This window comes from Novosphingobium sp. FW305-C-111 (genome assembly GCF_058783565.1).
In genome coordinates this window covers 1-15,211 of the sequence record NZ_JBYSYP010000001.1, presented here as the reverse complement: position 1 = coordinate 15,211, position 15,211 = coordinate 1, and the positions used below count along the sequence as shown (strand labels likewise).

Below are 15,211 nucleotides of genomic sequence, written 5' to 3'. Positions count from 1 at the left end.
GGCGGATAACGCGGCACCGGAGGATGGGAAAAATGGTGCCCGGGGGCGGATTCGAACCACCGACACGCGGATTTTCAATCCGCTGCTCTACCAACTGAGCTACCCGGGCATCGTCTCGGCGGCGGGCCCCTGAAAGGCCCGGCGGACGCGGGAAGCGCGCCTATGGCGAGGTTGGCCCTGCTTGTCCAGCCTGAATCTAGTCCTCGTCCTCGTCGCCCGCAGCGGGCTTGCCGGGAATGGCGTAGCCATCGTCGAGCCACCTGACGAGATCGCGGTCGCGGCAGCGGGTCGAGCAGAACGGGGTGTGCTCGGCAGAGCGGGGCTTGCCGCACAGCGGGCACTTGCGAACGGGAGGCGTGGTCATGGCGCTGTCGCCTGCGCGAAGCCGCCGGAAAGGGCAAGCGCGGCGTCTTCGTTCCAGCGGATCATCCGCCCGGAGCGGCGGGCGAGCTCGGCTTCCCACTCCGGCCGCATCGCGCTGCGCACGGCGGGATGGGCGGTGAGGAGGATCGCGCCGGGTTCGCGCACCCGCTCGGCGCGGCGCAGCAGCATCCGCGCCGCCGCCGCCGCGGGACGGCGGGCGAACTGCGCGACGAGCGAGGGCCGCTCGAGCCGCGAGACGAGCTGGACGAAGCCGAACCCGTTCATCGCGGTGCGCTCGCCGCGCCAGCCGGACAGGGCGGCGGCGAGGGCGGTGTCCACGGCCTGCCGGTCCGCCTTGGCCTCGATGCTGGGAAAGTCGATCCCGACCGATCCAGCGAGATCGAGTCGGGGCAGGATGGCGGCGATGGCCGGGACGGCCGCCAGCGCAAGCTGCCTGGGCGGGAGCGCGCCGTCGACGTCGATCAGGGTCATCGCCGGGGTCGGGCTGATGGTGAGCGAGCCGCCGGAGAAGCTGACCGTGCCGGACAGCGCCTCCTCGACCAGTTCGTCCCACCCGGCCTCGTCGAACGCGCCGGCGGCGATGCGGACCTCTCGCACTTTCGCGCCGGTGGCGCGCAGCTCCTCGGCCAGTGTCGGGGCGGGGCGGGGCGCGTCATCGGTGACGCGGCACTGGGCGAGCTTGGTGCGGCCCTTTTCGGCAATCGCGGCGCGGGTGACGCGGACGGTGAGGGCCGCGCCTTCGATGGCAGCGGGGGGCAGCGCGTCGACCAGTGCTTCGCTGCCATCGGCAAGGCGGACGGTGCCGCGCCGGCTGCCCGCGGCTTTCGATACCAGCCGTGCCTCGGCGACAAGGCCGGCCTTCAGCCCCTCGCCCCAGTCGATCCGGGCGGCGCGGATGGCGCCCCGGTCCAGCAGGATCGCGCGGGTTTCGCCGATCCCTTCCTCGACCAGCCACTCAGCCAAGCGGCACCCCGGCGGCGAGGAGCAGGCGGCGGGTTTCGAACAGGGGGAGGCCCATCACGCCCGAATGGCTCCCCGAAAGCCACGCACAGAACGCCTCGGCGCGGCCCTGGATGGCGTAGCCGCCGGCCTTCCCTTGCCATTCGTCGCTAGCGACGTAACCCTCGATCTCGGCGTTGGAGAGGTGCTTGAAGCGCAGGATCGTCTCCGACAGCGCCTCGCGCAGCCTGCCGTCCGGCGTGAGCACCGCGACCGCCGAATAGACCCGGTGGCGGCGGCCGGAGAGCAGCGAGAGACACTGGCGGGCGGTGGCTTCGTCCTCGGCCTTGGGGAGGATGCGGCGGCCGACGCCGACCACGGTGTCCCCGGCGAGCACGACCGAGCCCGGCGACAGCGCCGCCGTCGCCCGCGCCTTTTCGGCGGCGAGCCTCACGGCATGCTGGCGCGGGAGTTCACCCTTGCGCGGCGATTCGTCGATGTCGGCGGCGAGGACCGCGTCAGGCGTCGCCCCCAGCCGTGCGAGCAGGTCGCGCCGACGCGGGCTCGCCGAGGCGAGGACGAGGTGAAGCGGGGGAGTGGCGGGCGCGGTCACGCCCGGGTCGCTCAATACTGCCCGGGGCCGCCGCGGCCGGGCATGAAGCGATAAGTGATCCGCCCCTTGGTCAGGTCGTAGGGGGTCAGTTCCACCAAGACCTCGTCGCCGACCAGCACGCGGATGCGGTTCTTGCGCATCTTGCCGGCGGTGTGGCCGAGGATCTCGTGATCGTTTTCGAGGCGGACGCGGAACATCGCATTCGGCAGGAGTTCCACCACCTGCCCGCGCATCTCAAGGAGTTCTTCTTTCGCCATTGCGGCGCGCCATAGCGGCGCTGGTTCCAAAAGGGAAGCCTTGGAACAAAACTGCTGCGCGGCGACAATTTGTTACCCTTTGCGGATGGGCCGGGACGGACCCGCCGGGCAGGTGGGGCGTTAGGCGGCAGGGGATTTGAGTATTGGCGGAGCAGGCCCGGAAGCGGGCGTCCGCGCCATGGATGGATTTCTGGATGACCCGTACCCTTGCCCCCGCGGCTTCGCTTCTTGCCATCGCCTTTGCCCTGCCCGCCGCGGCGCAGGAGGCTACCGCACCGGCAGTTCCGGCTCCGGTTGCCGATGGGGAAGCCCTGCCCGAAGACGAGGCCATGCCCGGCGAGATCCTCGTCGTCGCCGAACGGATTCGCGGCGCGGTCGACAGCGAGCAGCCGCCGGTCGCGACTTTCGACGAGGCCGACATCGCCGCGCTCGGCGCGGGTTCGCTGCAGGACCTGCTCGCCGCGATCGCCCCGCAGACCGGCTCGGGCCGCGGGCGCGGCGATGGCCAGCCGGTGGTGCTGCTCAACGGCCAGCGCGTCTCGGGCTTCCGCGAACTGCGCAACCTGCCGCCCGAGGCAATCCGCAAGGTCGAGGTCCTGCCCGAGGAGGTCGCGCTCAAGTACGGCTACCGCGCCGACCAGCGGGTGGTGAACTTCATCCTCAAGGACAATTTCCAGAGCGTCACGGTGGAGGGCGAGCACCGCCTGCCGGGCTCGGGCGGCTTTTCCGAGAGCGAGCTCGAGGTCTCGCTCGCCAAGATCGACAAGGCCTCGCGGCTCAACCTTACCGGCACGCTATCGGACACCAGCCCGCTGACCGAGGCGGAGCGCGGCATCATCCAGCCGCAGTCTGGGGCGACGGTGGTCGCCGGCGACCCCGATCCGGCGCAGTACCGCACGCTGATCGCCGACGCGAAGTCCGCCGGGTTCAACGCGACCTGGGCCAAAAGCATCGGTGGCGGCGCGCAACTGAGCCTCAACGGCGCGGTCAATCGCAGCGACAGCCGCTCGCTCTTCGGGCTCGACGCCGGGACGCTCGTCGCGCCGGACGGCACGGCCTTCTACCGCACGCTGGGCGGCGACCCGCTGTCGCGCTTCACCCGCACCACCACCGCGCAGGCCGGGGCGACGCTCAACAAGCCGCTTGGCGAATGGAACCTCACCGCCACCGCCGACTACAGCCATTCCGAGAGCGACAGCACGATCGACCGCCGCGCGGATTTCTCCGCGCTGCAGGCGCAGGTCGATGCGGGGACGCTTCTGGCGAGCGGCGCGCTGCCCGCGCTCATCCGCCCGGGCGCGGACCGGGCGAGCACCAACACCGACCGCGTCAACAGCCTCGCCACGCTGGTCGGCCGCCCGTTCCGCCTGCCCGGCGGGGAGGCTTCGCTGACTCTCAAGGCCGGGTTCGACTGGTCGGGCCTGTCGAGCGAGGACACCCGCAACCCCGGCGTCACCACCGATCTCAAGCGCGGCGATGCCAGCGCCGGGTTCAGCCTCGACCTGCCGGTGACCAGCCGGCGCGAGGGCTTCGGTGCTGGCGTGGGAGACATCAGCCTCAACCTCAATGCCGACCTGAACCACCTCTCGGACTTCGGCACGCTGAAGGGATATGGCGCCGGGCTGACCTGGTCGCCGACCGAGAAGCTGACCCTGCAGGCGAGCTACATCGCGAGCGAGGCCGCGCCCGGCCTGTCCGACCTCGGCGCGCCGACGATCGTGACGCCCGCGGTCTCGGTCTATGACTTCACCCGCGGCGAGACCGTGCTGGTCAACCTGATCTCGGGCGGCAACCCGCTGCTCGAGAAGGAGCGCCAGCGCGACTGGAAGTTCGCCGTCAACTGGGAGCTGCCGTTCCTGAGGAATTCGCGCTTCGTCGCCGAATACTTCCGCAACCGCAGCTATGACACGACCAACGGCTTCCCGCTGCTGACCCCGGCGATCGAGGCGGCATACCCCGGCCGGGTGGTGCGCGATGCGAGCGGCCGGCTGGTCTCGATCGACCAGCGCGCGGTGACCTTCGCCGAGGAGCAGAGCAACCGGCTGCGCTATGGCTTCAACGTCGGCGGCTCGTTCGGCAAGCCCGATCCCAATGCGGGGCGCGGGCCGATGGCCGGGATGGGGCGCGGCGGCGGGGGCGGCGGTCCGCGTGGCGGTGGCGGTCGTGGCGGCATGGGCCGCGGCGGTGGCGGCATGGGCGGGGGCGGCGATGGCCGAGGCCGCTGGAACCTCGCGCTCTATCACACCATCCGCTTCGAGGAGTCGGTGCTGATCGCGCCGGGCGGGCCAAGGCTCGACCTGCTCGACGGCGATGCGCTTTCGGGTGGCGGGGTCGCGCGCCACGCGCTGGAGCTGGAGGGCGGGGCGTTCTACCGCGGCTTCGGCCTGCGTTTCAACGGCAGCTACACCGGCGGCACCCACGTCAACGGCACCGGGCTCGCCGGATCGAGCCAGCTGAACTTCGCGCCCATCGCCACCTTCGACCTGCGCCTGTTCGCCGATCTCGGCCGGATGGATCCGGTGACAAAGGCCGTGCCGTTCCTCAAGGGCAGCCGCCTGTCGTTCAAAGTCGACAACGTGTTCGATGCGCAGCAGCGGGTGACGGATGCGAATGGCGTGGTCCCGCTGCGCTACCAGCCGGGCTACCTCGACCCGCGCGGGCGGGTGTTCGAGATCGAGTTCAGGAAGCAGTTCTGACCGTATTGGATCGTCTGATCCTTGCCCGTGTCACCCTCCCGGCACATACCAAGTATCTGGAGGGCAAGGACATATGCGTAAATCGACGTTCACGATCGCCTTGTTTGCCGGAGCGTTGCTGGCATCGCCTGCACGGGCGGATCGGGCGAAATTGCTGGACACGTACGAGGAGCTTTCCGCGAAGCTCGGCGGTGAGACCGCGCTGCAGGCGGTCTATGTCGGCGGACGGGTCGAGCAAGCCAAGCTGCGCGTTCAGCTTGAACTTCTGGAGGCAGGGCTTCCCTCCTTTGCCAGGAAGGACCCCGAACTGGCGGGAAAACTTGCCGAGGCCAAGAAATCGCTCATTGGCGTGCAGACGCAAATCGACCGCGAATTCGCTCAGTTGGATGCGCTCGACACGCCGCTGGACGAGGCGGCGGGCCAACGTGCCTATGACGAGACGTATGCCGCTTACGCAGCTGACCTCGGCAAGTCCCCCGAGGAACAGATGGACGCGTTCTTCGATGCGCCCGACCTCGACGGAGAAATTGCCAGCGGCGCGCAGACTATCGCGCAGTTGCTGATCGAGGCTGCGCGCTGATCCGTCCCGACGTCGTGCTCAATGCACCCGCTGCGGCGGGAACATCCAGCGTTGGGCGAGGCTCGGCCGGAACGGGGTCCATTCGCCTTCCGGCTGGCGCAGACGATCCGCCAGCACGACCATCACGCTGGGATTGACCCCCAGCCCGCAGTGGCTGGCGTGGACCACGACGTTTTCGGTGTGCGGGTTGCCCGCGTCCGGCTTCTGGACCGAACCGCGCCAGTGGACGATGCCGTCGGTGCGGGTGAGGACCGAGGTCGTCGGCACCGGCGGGGCCTTGTCGAGGGCGGTGAACTGGCCGTTGCGTACCGGCTCCGGATCCTTGCCGTTGAGGAATTCGAACAGCCGGCTGGCGTTGGTGTGGCGGCGGTCGTCGTGGATCGGGCTGCCGAGCGAGATCACCTGGCGGACCTTGTCGGGGTGCATCTTGGCGAGTTCGCGGGCGAACACCCCGCCCAGGCTCCAGCCGACGATCGAGACCTTGCGGCCGCTCTGCGCATGGATATCGAGCAGGCGCTGCTCCATCTCGCGGACCCGCTGGAGATCGACGCGGACGTTGCGGCCCATCTCCCAGCCGTGCGCATCATAGCCGAGCTTGCCCAGCAGCTTGCGCAAGGGCGCGGTCGAGCTGTCCGAGGCGAGGAAGCCGGGGAGGACCAGCACCGGGTGCCCGTCACCGCGCGGCAGGGCGGCGAGCAGCGGGCTCGTCGCGACGAACGCGGCGAGTTCGAGCAGCGCGCGCCCTTCGGCGAGCGCAAGCAGGCGGTTGGGCGGACGGGCTTCGCGCTGGGCGGGCGCGGCAGTGGCGGTGGTCATGAGGTTGCGACTTTCCGGGTTCGTGCGGCGGGCTTGGCGGCGCGCTTCGCGGGTTGTTTCGTGGCGGGCGGGGCTTCGGCCCCCGCTGGTTGGGCGGCCCGGGCAGCCTCGCGCAGTTCGGCGAAGCTTTCTTCCAGGCACTGCACGTAAAAGTCCGGATCGGGCAAAAGTTTCCGGCAGGCGGTAAACGCGATGGTCGCTTCCTTGCAGTACGACTGCACGACGTGGCCCACGCCCATGCCGTCGGTGAGGCAGAGCAGGCCCATCATGCTCTCGAGCCGCGCCCCGCTCGAATAGATCGGGACGGGCGGGCCGGGCACGTTGGTCACGACCGTGTTGAACGGCGCGCGGACCCGGTCGGCCAGGCCCATCCGGGTGTAGAGCTGCGCCCCCAGCGCCATGAACAGCGCCGGGCTGACCTTGCTCATCTCGGTCATGTTGCGCGCGCCGATGGCGTCGGTCATCGCCTTGGAGTTGGTGGTCTGCGAGTGGACGTAGCGCAGCCGCTCGACCGGATCCTCGATATGCGTGCCGAGCGGGGCGATCATCGCCGCGACCTGGTTGCCCATGTCGCCCTTCTCGTCCTTGGCACGGACCGAGATCGGGGCCATCGCGGTGAGCGTGCTTGCCGGCAGGTCGTCATGCGCCTTGAGGTACTTGCGCAGCGCCCCGCCGATCACGGCCAGGAAGACGTCGTTGACCTTGCACCCCGGCGCAAGCTCGCGGATCGCCTTGATGTCGGCCAGCGCGAACGAGCGGCCCTCGACCACCCGGGCCGAGCCGATCACCCCGTTGAGCCGGGTCTTGGGCGCGATCATCTCGCCGTGGAGCCTGAACTCCTTCGCGGCGAGCCCCTTGATCGCCTTGGCGATGCCGGGGACCGCGCGCGCCGCGACCTCGAGCTGGCGGGCGGGGTTCATGATGTTGTTGAGCCACGACTTGCCGAGCAGGGTGGCAACGTTCGGGACTTCCTCGGGCTGCCAGGTGTCGGGCTGCTGCGGCGCTGCGGCGTGGGGGTCGAGCGTGTGGAGCGCCTCCATGAGGTCGATCCCGCTCATCCCGTCGATCGCCGCGTGGTGGACCTTCGTCACAATCGCATAGCTGCCGGGGGTGACGCCGGGGACATTGTCGAGCCCCTCGACCACGGTGAACTCCCAAGGCGGGCGGGTGAGGTCGAGCGGGCGGGCGAAGATCCGCGCCGCCTGGATGCACAGCTGCCGCCAGTCGCCGGGCCGGGGCAGGGCGACGTGGCGGACGTGGTATTCAAGGTCGAAGTCGGGATCCTCGATCCAGTAGGGATAGTCGAGGTCGAACGGCACGCGCACCAGCCGCTGGCGCATCGTGCGGGACAGCTGCATGCGGCTCTCGAAGAAACGCAGGATGTCCTTGAAGCGGACGAACCCGCCGGGCGCGGTCGCGGGGTTGTAGATCAGGATGGACCCGATGTGCATCGGCGAGTTGCGCGTTTCCAGCGCAACGAAGCTGGCGTCCATGCCCTGAAGCTGGCGCATCTGCGGGCCTCTCCCCTGTTATGTTCCAAGGAGTAGCACAAGCGCGAGGGCGGTCAATCTCGCCTTGACTTTGTACATATCATTGTACATCTGGTGCTGATGCACGTCGAAACCTTCTCTTCCACCCGGGCCAACCTAAAGGCGGTGCTCGACCGCGTCGTGGCATCGCGCGCGCCGGTCAAAGTGACGCGCCAGAAGGCCGAAGGCGTCGTGATGGTGTCCGAAAGCGAGTGGGAAGCGATTGAGGAAACGCTGCATCTGCTGTCCTCGCCGCGTAATGCCGAGCGGCTGCTTCGCGCGATCGGCGAGCTCGATCAGGGCAAGGGTGAGGAGCGGGAGCTGCTCGCTCCGTGAAACTGGTGTTTCACGCCAATGCCTGGGAAGACTACCTCTCGTGGCAGGGTGACGCAAAAGTTCTCGACCGGCTCAACGGCCTGCTCCGCGAATGCATGCGCCATCCGTTTGAAGGCACCGGAAAGCCCGAACCCCTGCGCGGCAATCTCAAGGGCTGGTGGTCGCGCCGGATCGACCGCGAGCACCGGCTGGTCTATCGGCTTACCGGAACCGGAGACGGTCAGGCGCTGGAAATCGCCCAGTGCCGCTACCACTATTGAGCAAACCATGTCCCGCGCCGGCCGTCCCGATACCCCTGCTGCCGCCGAACGCTTCCACGAGGAGCGGGCGACCTATACCGTCAAGGGCAGCCAGCCCGACATCGAGGCCGGCATCGCCGCGATCCGCGAGGTCGTCCGCACCCTGAAGCCCAAGCCCGGCGTCTACCGGATGCACGATGCGAAGGGCGATGTGCTTTACGTCGGCAAGGCGCGGGCGCTGAAGAACCGGGTGGCGAACTACGTCCAGGTCGACCGGCTCTCCAACCGGCTGCGGCGGATGGTCGCGCAGACGCGCAGCATGACCATCGTCACCACCAACAGCGAGGCCGAGGCGCTGCTGCTCGAGGCGCAGCTGATCAAGCGCTATCGCCCGCCCTACAACGTGCTGCTGCGCGACGATAAGTCCTTCCCGTTCATCTTCCTGCGCGCCGACCATGCCTTCCCGCGGATCAGCAAGCACCGGGGCGCGCGGCGGGCGAAGGGCAACTACTACGGCCCGTTCGCCAGCGCCGGCAGCGTCAACACCACGATCAACGCGCTGCAGAAGCTGTTCCTGCTGCGGAGCTGCAACGACGGGTTCTTCTCCCGCCGCGACCGGCCGTGCCTGCTTTACCAGATCCGCCGCTGCTCGGCCCCCTGCGTCGGGCGGATCGACGAGGCCGCCTATGGCGAGCTGGTGCGGCAGGCCAAGGACTTCCTCGGCGGCAAGTCGGGCGCGGTGCAGAAGGAGATCGAGGCGCAGATGCAGCGCGCCGCCGAAGAACTCGACTTCGAGCGCGCGGCGATGCTGCGCGACCGGCTGCGCGCCGCGACCTTTATCCAGGGCAGCCAGGCGATCAACGCCGAAGGGGTGGGCAACGCCGACGTCTTCGCCATGGCCTGCCGCAATGGCCAGGTCGCGATCCAGGCGTTCTTCATCCGCGGCGGCCAGAACTGGGGCCACCGCGCGTTCTTCCCCGCGCACACCGAAGGCCTTTCCGAAGACGAGGTGCTCGTCGCCTTCCTCGCCCAGTTCTATGAAGACGTGCCCCCGCCGCGCCTCATCCTCGTCGACCGGCAGATGGCCGAGGCCGCGCTGCTGGCCGAGGCGCTTTGCGAAAGCGCGGGCGGCAAGGTCGAAATCAGCGTCCCCCAGCGTGGCGACCGCCGCCGCCTGATCGAACAGGCCAGCCGCAACGCCACCGAAGCGCTCGACCGGCGCATGGCCGAAAGCGGGACCAAGGCGAAGATCTACCGCGAACTCGCCGAATTCCTCGAACTCGGCGACGTGCCGCAGCGGGTCGAGGTCTACGACAACAGCCACATCCAGGGCACCAACGCGCTCGGCGCGATGATCGTCGCCGGGCCGGAGGGGTTCCAGAAGGGCCAGTACCGCAAGTGGAACATCAAGTCGGCCCAGACCAATGACGACTTCGGGATGATGCGCGAGGTCATGACTCGCCGCTTCGGCCGGGCGCAGGAGGAAGACCCCGACCGCCAGTCTGGCACCTGGCCCGACCTCGTCCTGATCGACGGAGGCAAGGGCCAGATGAGCGCGGTGCGCGAGACGCTCGAGGAACTTGGGATCGAGGACGTGCCCCTGATCGCCATCGCCAAGGGTCCGCACCACGGCCGCGAGGGGCGCGAGGTGTTCCACTTCCCCGACGGGCGGGAAAAGACCCTGCCGGTGAACTCGCCGGTGCTGTTCCACCTCCAGACCCTGCGCGACGAAGTCCATCGCTTCGCCATCGGTGCCCACCGCGACAAGCGCAGCCGCGCCATCACCGCGAGCCCGCTCGACGAGATCCCCGGCATCGGCCCGGCGCGGAAACGCGCGCTCCTGCTCCACTTCGGCACCGCGGGCAAGGTGCGGGCGGCGGCGCTCGAAGACCTCCAGCGCGCCCCCGGCGTCAGCGCGGGCGTGGCGCAGGCGGTATATGACTTCTACCATCCGAACGGATGAGGGCGCCTCCCTTCCGACAATGAACATCGTCACCCTGAACTCGTTTCAGGGTCGCCTGTCGTCCTCCTCCGAAGCGCAGTGCCGCACGCAAACCGGGAGGCTGCTCATCCAGAGCACTCCGGAGGAACAACCAAGCGGGAACCTGGAGCCGCGGGCGTGCGGAGCACAAACAAGTTCAGGATGACGAAGTGTTTGCAGGACAGGCCGTGGCGGGACGATCCCGGACCGCGGGACCCTTCCGTGCTCCCACGGGTTCTCTTGCCCAAGAACCTCATTTCGCACGGATTTTTCTCTCATGGCCACCAATCCCCGTGCGGTCGCGCCGCGATCGCAGTTTTGCAATGACGACTTCCAGCAGCACCTCGCGGAATGGAACCGACGACGTCTCGCGCCGGCGTTCCCCGGGGATGACTGGCGCGCCACGCTCGACCGGGACACCGCGATGCTCCGCCTCGAAGGCGCGTTCATCGAGGAACTGCGCGCCGAGGTCATCGACGAGGCGGCCGACGTGCCGACCGATCCCGACGGCTTCGTCGCGTGGTTCGAGAACCTTAAGGACGTCGGCCCCGGGCAGGGCGACCCGCTGTTCCCCTGGCTCGCCGAAACCGCCACGCGTGACGAGCTGCGCTGGTTCCTCCAGCAGGAAGCCGCGGGCGAGGCCGGGTTCGACGATCTCGTCGCGCTGACCCAGGTCAAGCTGCCGACCCGCGCCAAGATGGAGCTTGCCCGCAACTACTGGGACGAGATGGGCCGCGGCAACGTAAAGGGCATGCACGGCCCGATGCTGAGCGGGCTGGTCGAGACGCTGGATCTCGACCCGAGAATCGAGACCACCGTGTGGGAAAGCCTCGCGCTCGCCAACGCCATGACCGCGTTCGCCACGACCCGCCGCTACGCCTGGCACAGCGTCGGCGCGCTCGGCGTGATCGAGCTGACCGCGCCGGGCCGCTCGGCCTGCGTCGCGCGGGGGCTCGCCCGCATCGGCCTGTCGGAACGCGAGCGCCGCTACTTCGCGCTCCACGCGGTCCTCGACGTCAAGCACAGCGAGGACTGGAACCGCGAGGCGCTGCGCCCGCTGGTCGAGGAAGACCCGCGCCGGGCCACCGCGATGGCCGAAGGCGCGCTGATGCGCCTGCGCTGCGGCGAACGCTGCTTCGAGCGCTATCGTGATGCGGTGATGGACTGACGCCGGCTAGAAATCGACCAGGCTGTTGGCCCACCACGCCAGGGCGACCGCGCCGAGGTTGAACAGCCCCAGCACGACCCAGCCAAGGGTGGTCATCCCGCCCTCGCGGCTGGAGACCTGCGTCGGATCGCCCTGATCGTACCACACCGGGAGGGTCGCGCCGACGGTCGGGCGGCCAATGCCCGAACCCAGCTCGGGCGCTTCGATCCACTGGCCGGCGGCGGTGCGGAACCGGTAGACTGCGGTATAGCTCACCGATCCGTCATCGGGATCGCGCTGCTCGTCGACCCGCGCGATCTCCGCCATGACGCGGGTCTTGGGCGCATCGGCCCAGCGGCGATGGCGGCGCCAGACCGCGAACGTGATCGCGAGAAACCCGGCGACACCCAGCCACGGTATCGCCAGAAAGATCGTTTCGAGCAGATCCACCCTGTCCACGAACCGCAGGATATGGGCAAATCGGAGGTGAGACCAGCGCTATCGTGCGAACGTCGCGGCGAGCCAGCGGTCGACCAGCGCGGTGGCGGGGTAGTCGGCCTCGCCCAGCCGGCGGTTGATTTCGGCATGGCCGCGCAGGCCGGTGCCGGGGAAGCTGCCGTCCTCCACCGCCGCGCCCGCCTTGGTCAGCGCCGCGCCAAGCCCCTTGGCCTGCGCCACCCCGTCCTCGCGCTGGACGTGGAGCAGGAGGAAGCGCGGCGCGTCCCACCCGCCCGCGTGCAACGTGGGCGAGAGCGCCCGCTGCCGCTGCGGATCGGTGCCGAAGGCCTGGCGATAGGTGTCAGCCATGAACCGCCCGGCATCGGCCATCTGCGCCGCCACGTCATAGGCTGCGCCGTCGATCGGCACGACCCCGCGGATCGCCGAGCGCGGCACCCCGGCGGCGTCGAGATACTGCGGATCGGTCCCCACCAGCGCGACGAGGTGCGCCCCCGCGCTGTGCCCCATCAGCACGATCCGGTCGGGATCGAGGCCGAGCGAACCCGCCCGCGCCCGCAGCGCCGCCACCGCCGCGGCGACGTCCGCCGCCTGCTCCTCCACCGTGTGATCGGGGACGAGGCGATAGTTGATCGAGGCAAAGGCATAGCCCGCGTTCGCGAAATGGACGGGCTTGGCCTGCCCGGTCGCATTGTCCTTGCTCCCCCGCTTCCACCCGCCGCCGTGGACGAACACGATCAGCGGGGCGAGCGGCTTCGGAGCGATGTCGATGGTCACGCCCGACCAGAGATCGAGCACCTGCAGCGGATCGCGGCCATAGGCGATACTGGTCGCCCCGGGCGCGGGCGTGGCCGCCTTCTCCTCGAACCGCTTCGCCATCCGCTCGCGCAGCCGCCCACCCGGCCGCGCCTCGACCAGCGAGGCGGACACCAGCGCGGCAAGCGCAGCGGCGGCAATCAGGGCTTTCCTCATGTGCAAGTCTCCCGTGACCTGGCGCGCAGGGTAGGCGGGCGGAGAGGGGGAGGGGAGTCGCGAATTGTCGCGAGATGTGTGGGGGAGCATATCCCTTCGCAGATAGCGCGGCATAGATGACGAGTTGCTGGAGAAGATTAGGGATCTGCGAATCTCGGGGTACGGGCCGCGCGGAGAGTGAGCGCCACACTACACAGAAAATGATTGAACCGGCTTGCCTGTGAGCCAAAACTTGGTTTTAACTTTCTCATCGACCGATGGTTGGAAGCTGAGAATGGCGAAGAAGCACAAAAACAAGCAGATTGCTGTGGCCTTCAATTATTTAGTTAAGTCTCTACCTAGCGAGGACGACCCAGATGGCCGGATCGAGGAAGGATTCACAGAAGCCGAATTTCTCCGGGTCGTAGCTCGGCTTAGAGATACTGCTCCTTTGAACGATTTGGATGAGGAGATAGTTCAGCAAATCAAGCTTGGCACAAATATGAACTTTCTAAGGTTTGATGAGATCGCGCCAGGTTTATTTTTTGGCGATTTTGAAGGGGCATACTACGGCCAAAGGATAAGAAATAATCTCCTTGGAGACATTGATCCAAATAGTCTAAATATGAGAAGATTTCATTATCTAATAACCAGGCTTAGAGACGGTAAGATTGTGGTTGGCGTAACATATCATGGTCAATTCGGTGATTTCGACGGCCTCAGGTCCTGTCTCGCTCACCATTTGCGCGGAAATTATCGCGTCGCTTCAAAGACCCTAAAAAGCGTCGAGACTGAGCTTGGTGATGGCGATCCGGTTTCGATTAAGCTAACTTACCGAAAGCGGCCGAGGCGACCAGAAGAGCGCGCACTTTTTGGATCGACGGGTGAAATTGCAATCAAGAAGTCTGAATTTGGAGAGGGATTCGAGGATCGCGTCGCTAATGAAGTGCGGCGGGTGCGCGGCGATGATCAGCAGAGAAAGGCTGCATTGGCAGAAATAGTCGGCCGGGGTGAGCTCATCGAACTCGATGCCGATGAAATCGTCGGTTGTTCTGCAATAGTCAGAAGAAACGGGAAATATAATACCGTTTATTTTTTAGGTGATAATCCTAATTCCACGCGATTCCCCTTAAGGGTTCAGGTCGGCGTGCACGGCGACGCAGATCATCGAGAAGTCTCGGCCGAGATGGTCAGGATAATGAGAGAATATATTATTCCGATGCTGCATAATGCTCAACCAGCTTAGCCACATTAAAGTCGTATATGCTGGCTACAAATGCGATGGCGAAAGTCATCGATTAAGATTACTTGTAGCTGCGCTTGTGAGTATAATCATAGCTCTTGGGCCAAAGGGGCTAGGTGACAGTGCGTTGTCCGCTTTATCAGTGATCGTTTCGGTTCTCGCTGGATTTTCCTTTACAAGTCTTTTTTCCGATCATATGCACAGCAATAGGGACCTGCCGAGATCTTCATCTGAAAGCGATCAACAGGATTTAGCCACTCTAGTAAAACTTTACCATAATTCTGAAGTTAGACAGAAATACTTCATTGCTTTATCTGTATTTTGTTTATTCCTGATTTTCTTATGTGGCATATCGATATTTTGGTTAACGTTAGGTATATTTTCTTTCGTCAATATGCAATCTTTCTGGAAAATTTACTTTTTGCACAATTTTTTGGCTACAATTGTTCAGACAATCACAGTTCTCGTATTTTTTGAAATTTTATATACTTTCTATAGGTTGGCGCAAACTTTGTTCGCAATAATAGACACGCGAAAGAGATATATGGCAGACAAAGCTTAAGCAGCGAGACGTCTGTGTCGAATCCCCATGTAAACTCGGCCGCTTGATGATCATCGCGAGGAGCACCAGCGCGGGACGACGCCGTGCTGCCCGTTGCGCAAATTTCCCATGAGGACCTTCTTTTCGGCGAGCATTTCAGCGTCGCCGGTCAACAGGAGCTCAACGAGCATCTGCTTATAGCGTCGGTTTACTACCCCGCGCTGCCGTCGACGTCGCTCTCGCGCTCCGGTTTGGACAACGGATCGACCGCTGCGTCGTAGATCTCATCGTCGGAGTCCTGCTCGCTCTGCGCCTGCTCGGCCTGGTATCGCCGGACCTCGGCATTGGCCTTGCCGACGATGTCGGAGGCCTGCTGGATCTGATAGGCCGAATAAAGCCCGGTGACCGCGAGAAAGGCCAGGAAGATGGACGCCTCGAAAAACCCTCGTCTTTGAGGGGGTGATTTGATTCAATGGCCCCCGTATCGAGCGGAGGCGGAGATG

At 66.3% G+C, this 15,211-nt stretch carries 16 protein-coding genes and 1 tRNA gene; 8 read left to right on the top strand and 9 right to left on the bottom strand.

Features of this window, described 5'->3' with window-relative positions:
• Positions 1-33 precede the first annotated feature (33 nt).
• The 5 genes from AC3WLD_RS00085 to infA all read right to left on the bottom strand — a co-directional run bounded on the left by AC3WLD_RS00085 (position 34) and on the right by infA (position 2,193).
• Positions 34-109, bottom strand: a tRNA-Phe gene (locus tag AC3WLD_RS00085).
• A gap of 87 nt (positions 110-196) precedes the next feature.
• Positions 197-364: a DNA gyrase inhibitor YacG gene (yacG, locus tag AC3WLD_RS00080; RefSeq protein WP_492554870.1), complete on the bottom strand. Its 168-nt coding sequence runs from the start codon at positions 362-364 to the stop codon at positions 197-199.
• Entirely contained in the window at positions 361-1,347 is a 987-nt protein-coding gene (locus tag AC3WLD_RS00075) for a ribonuclease E/G (RefSeq protein ID WP_492554869.1), read from the bottom strand. The genes yacG and AC3WLD_RS00075 overlap by 4 nt, the downstream gene beginning before the upstream one ends.
• Positions 1,340-1,951: a Maf family protein gene (locus tag AC3WLD_RS00070; protein WP_492554868.1), complete on the bottom strand. Its 612-nt coding sequence runs from the start codon at positions 1,949-1,951 to the stop codon at positions 1,340-1,342. Before AC3WLD_RS00070 ends, AC3WLD_RS00075 begins: the two co-directional genes overlap by 8 nt.
• Complete coding sequence (infA, locus tag AC3WLD_RS00065) at positions 1,948-2,193, bottom strand: translation initiation factor IF-1 (protein ID WP_189540329.1); 246 nt, start codon at positions 2,191-2,193, stop codon at positions 1,948-1,950. Before infA ends, AC3WLD_RS00070 begins: the two co-directional genes overlap by 4 nt.
• 194 nt (positions 2,194-2,387) lie before the next feature.
• Between infA and AC3WLD_RS00060 the strand changes: the two genes are divergently transcribed.
• Together AC3WLD_RS00060 and AC3WLD_RS00055 are read left to right on the top strand one after the other, a co-directional pair.
• On the top strand, positions 2,388-4,889 hold the full coding sequence (locus AC3WLD_RS00060) for a TonB-dependent receptor (protein ID WP_492554867.1): 2,502 nt from the start codon (positions 2,388-2,390) through the stop codon (positions 4,887-4,889).
• Positions 4,890-4,962: 73 nt separating this feature from the next.
• Entirely contained in the window at positions 4,963-5,469 is a 507-nt protein-coding gene (locus AC3WLD_RS00055) for a hypothetical protein (RefSeq protein WP_492554866.1), read from the top strand.
• Between the two features lie 18 nt (positions 5,470-5,487).
• Here AC3WLD_RS00055 and AC3WLD_RS00050 read toward each other — a convergent pair whose 3' ends face one another.
• Both AC3WLD_RS00050 and AC3WLD_RS00045 read right to left on the bottom strand, forming a co-directional pair.
• A complete protein-coding gene (locus AC3WLD_RS00050) occupies positions 5,488-6,285 on the bottom strand; it encodes an esterase/lipase family protein (RefSeq protein ID WP_492554865.1) in 798 nt (265 codons plus the stop codon).
• Entirely contained in the window at positions 6,282-7,796 is a 1,515-nt protein-coding gene (locus AC3WLD_RS00045) for a WS/DGAT/MGAT family O-acyltransferase (RefSeq protein ID WP_492554864.1), read from the bottom strand. The genes AC3WLD_RS00050 and AC3WLD_RS00045 overlap by 4 nt, the downstream gene beginning before the upstream one ends.
• A gap of 99 nt (positions 7,797-7,895) precedes the next feature.
• Here AC3WLD_RS00045 and AC3WLD_RS00040 point away from each other — a divergent pair, with 99 nt between their 5' ends.
• The 4 genes from AC3WLD_RS00040 (at position 7,896) to AC3WLD_RS00025 (ending at position 11,538) form a co-directional block, all read left to right on the top strand.
• Positions 7,896-8,150, top strand: coding sequence for a type II toxin-antitoxin system Phd/YefM family antitoxin (locus AC3WLD_RS00040; RefSeq protein WP_492554863.1), 255 nt, complete (start codon positions 7,896-7,898; stop codon positions 8,148-8,150).
• A complete protein-coding gene (locus tag AC3WLD_RS00035; RefSeq protein WP_492554862.1) occupies positions 8,147-8,410 on the top strand; it encodes a Txe/YoeB family addiction module toxin in 264 nt (87 codons plus the stop codon). Before AC3WLD_RS00040 ends, AC3WLD_RS00035 begins: the two co-directional genes overlap by 4 nt.
• 7 nt (positions 8,411-8,417) lie before the next feature.
• On the top strand, positions 8,418-10,352 hold the full coding sequence (gene uvrC, locus AC3WLD_RS00030; RefSeq protein ID WP_492554861.1) for an excinuclease ABC subunit UvrC: 1,935 nt from the start codon (positions 8,418-8,420) through the stop codon (positions 10,350-10,352).
• Positions 10,353-10,647: 295 nt separating this feature from the next.
• Positions 10,648-11,538 (top strand): iron-containing redox enzyme family protein, encoded by an 891-nt coding sequence (locus AC3WLD_RS00025; RefSeq protein WP_492554860.1) that lies wholly within the window; start codon positions 10,648-10,650, stop codon positions 11,536-11,538.
• A 6-nt stretch (positions 11,539-11,544) separates the two neighbouring features.
• On the opposite strand, the gene AC3WLD_RS00020 is transcribed toward AC3WLD_RS00025, so the two are convergent.
• Together AC3WLD_RS00020 and AC3WLD_RS00015 are read right to left on the bottom strand one after the other, a co-directional pair.
• Positions 11,545-11,976, bottom strand: coding sequence for a DUF3592 domain-containing protein (locus AC3WLD_RS00020; RefSeq protein ID WP_492554859.1), 432 nt, complete (start codon positions 11,974-11,976; stop codon positions 11,545-11,547).
• 39 nt (positions 11,977-12,015) lie between these two features.
• Positions 12,016-12,945, bottom strand: a complete 930-nt coding sequence (locus AC3WLD_RS00015; RefSeq protein ID WP_492554858.1) for an alpha/beta hydrolase — start codon at positions 12,943-12,945, stop codon at positions 12,016-12,018.
• A gap of 274 nt (positions 12,946-13,219) precedes the next feature.
• On the opposite strand from AC3WLD_RS00015, the gene AC3WLD_RS00010 reads away from it, so the two are divergent.
• Positions 13,220-14,170: a hypothetical protein gene (locus tag AC3WLD_RS00010; protein ID WP_492554857.1), complete on the top strand. Its 951-nt coding sequence runs from the start codon at positions 13,220-13,222 to the stop codon at positions 14,168-14,170.
• Positions 14,171-14,812: 642 nt separating this feature from the next.
• The gene (locus AC3WLD_RS00005) at positions 14,813-14,989 is read left to right on the top strand and encodes a hypothetical protein (protein ID WP_492554856.1); all 177 of its coding nucleotides are present in this window, start codon (positions 14,813-14,815) and stop codon (positions 14,987-14,989) included.
• Positions 14,990-15,211 lie beyond the last annotated feature (222 nt).

What these genes read in the sequence shown, in the direction of transcription:
- yacG (WP_492554870.1), bottom strand. Translation starts at nt 364, where the DNA reads ATGACCACGCCTCCCGTTCGCAAGTGCCCGCTGTGCGGCAAGCCCCGC.
- infA (WP_189540329.1), bottom strand. Translation starts at nt 2,193, where the DNA reads ATGGCGAAAGAAGAACTCCTTGAGATGCGCGGGCAGGTGGTGGAACTC.
- AC3WLD_RS00060 (WP_492554867.1), top strand. Translation starts at nt 2,388, where the DNA reads ATGACCCGTACCCTTGCCCCCGCGGCTTCGCTTCTTGCCATCGCCTTT.
- AC3WLD_RS00055 (WP_492554866.1), top strand. Translation starts at nt 4,963, where the DNA reads ATGCGTAAATCGACGTTCACGATCGCCTTGTTTGCCGGAGCGTTGCTG.
- AC3WLD_RS00050 (WP_492554865.1), bottom strand. Translation starts at nt 6,285, where the DNA reads ATGACCACCGCCACTGCCGCGCCCGCCCAGCGCGAAGCCCGTCCGCCC.
- AC3WLD_RS00045 (WP_492554864.1), bottom strand. Translation starts at nt 7,796, where the DNA reads ATGCGCCAGCTTCAGGGCATGGACGCCAGCTTCGTTGCGCTGGAAACG.
- AC3WLD_RS00040 (WP_492554863.1), top strand. Translation starts at nt 7,896, where the DNA reads ATGCACGTCGAAACCTTCTCTTCCACCCGGGCCAACCTAAAGGCGGTG.
- uvrC (WP_492554861.1), top strand. Translation starts at nt 8,418, where the DNA reads ATGTCCCGCGCCGGCCGTCCCGATACCCCTGCTGCCGCCGAACGCTTC.
- AC3WLD_RS00025 (WP_492554860.1), top strand. Translation starts at nt 10,648, where the DNA reads ATGGCCACCAATCCCCGTGCGGTCGCGCCGCGATCGCAGTTTTGCAAT.
- AC3WLD_RS00015 (WP_492554858.1), bottom strand. Translation starts at nt 12,945, where the DNA reads ATGAGGAAAGCCCTGATTGCCGCCGCTGCGCTTGCCGCGCTGGTGTCC.
- AC3WLD_RS00010 (WP_492554857.1), top strand. Translation starts at nt 13,220, where the DNA reads ATGGCGAAGAAGCACAAAAACAAGCAGATTGCTGTGGCCTTCAATTAT.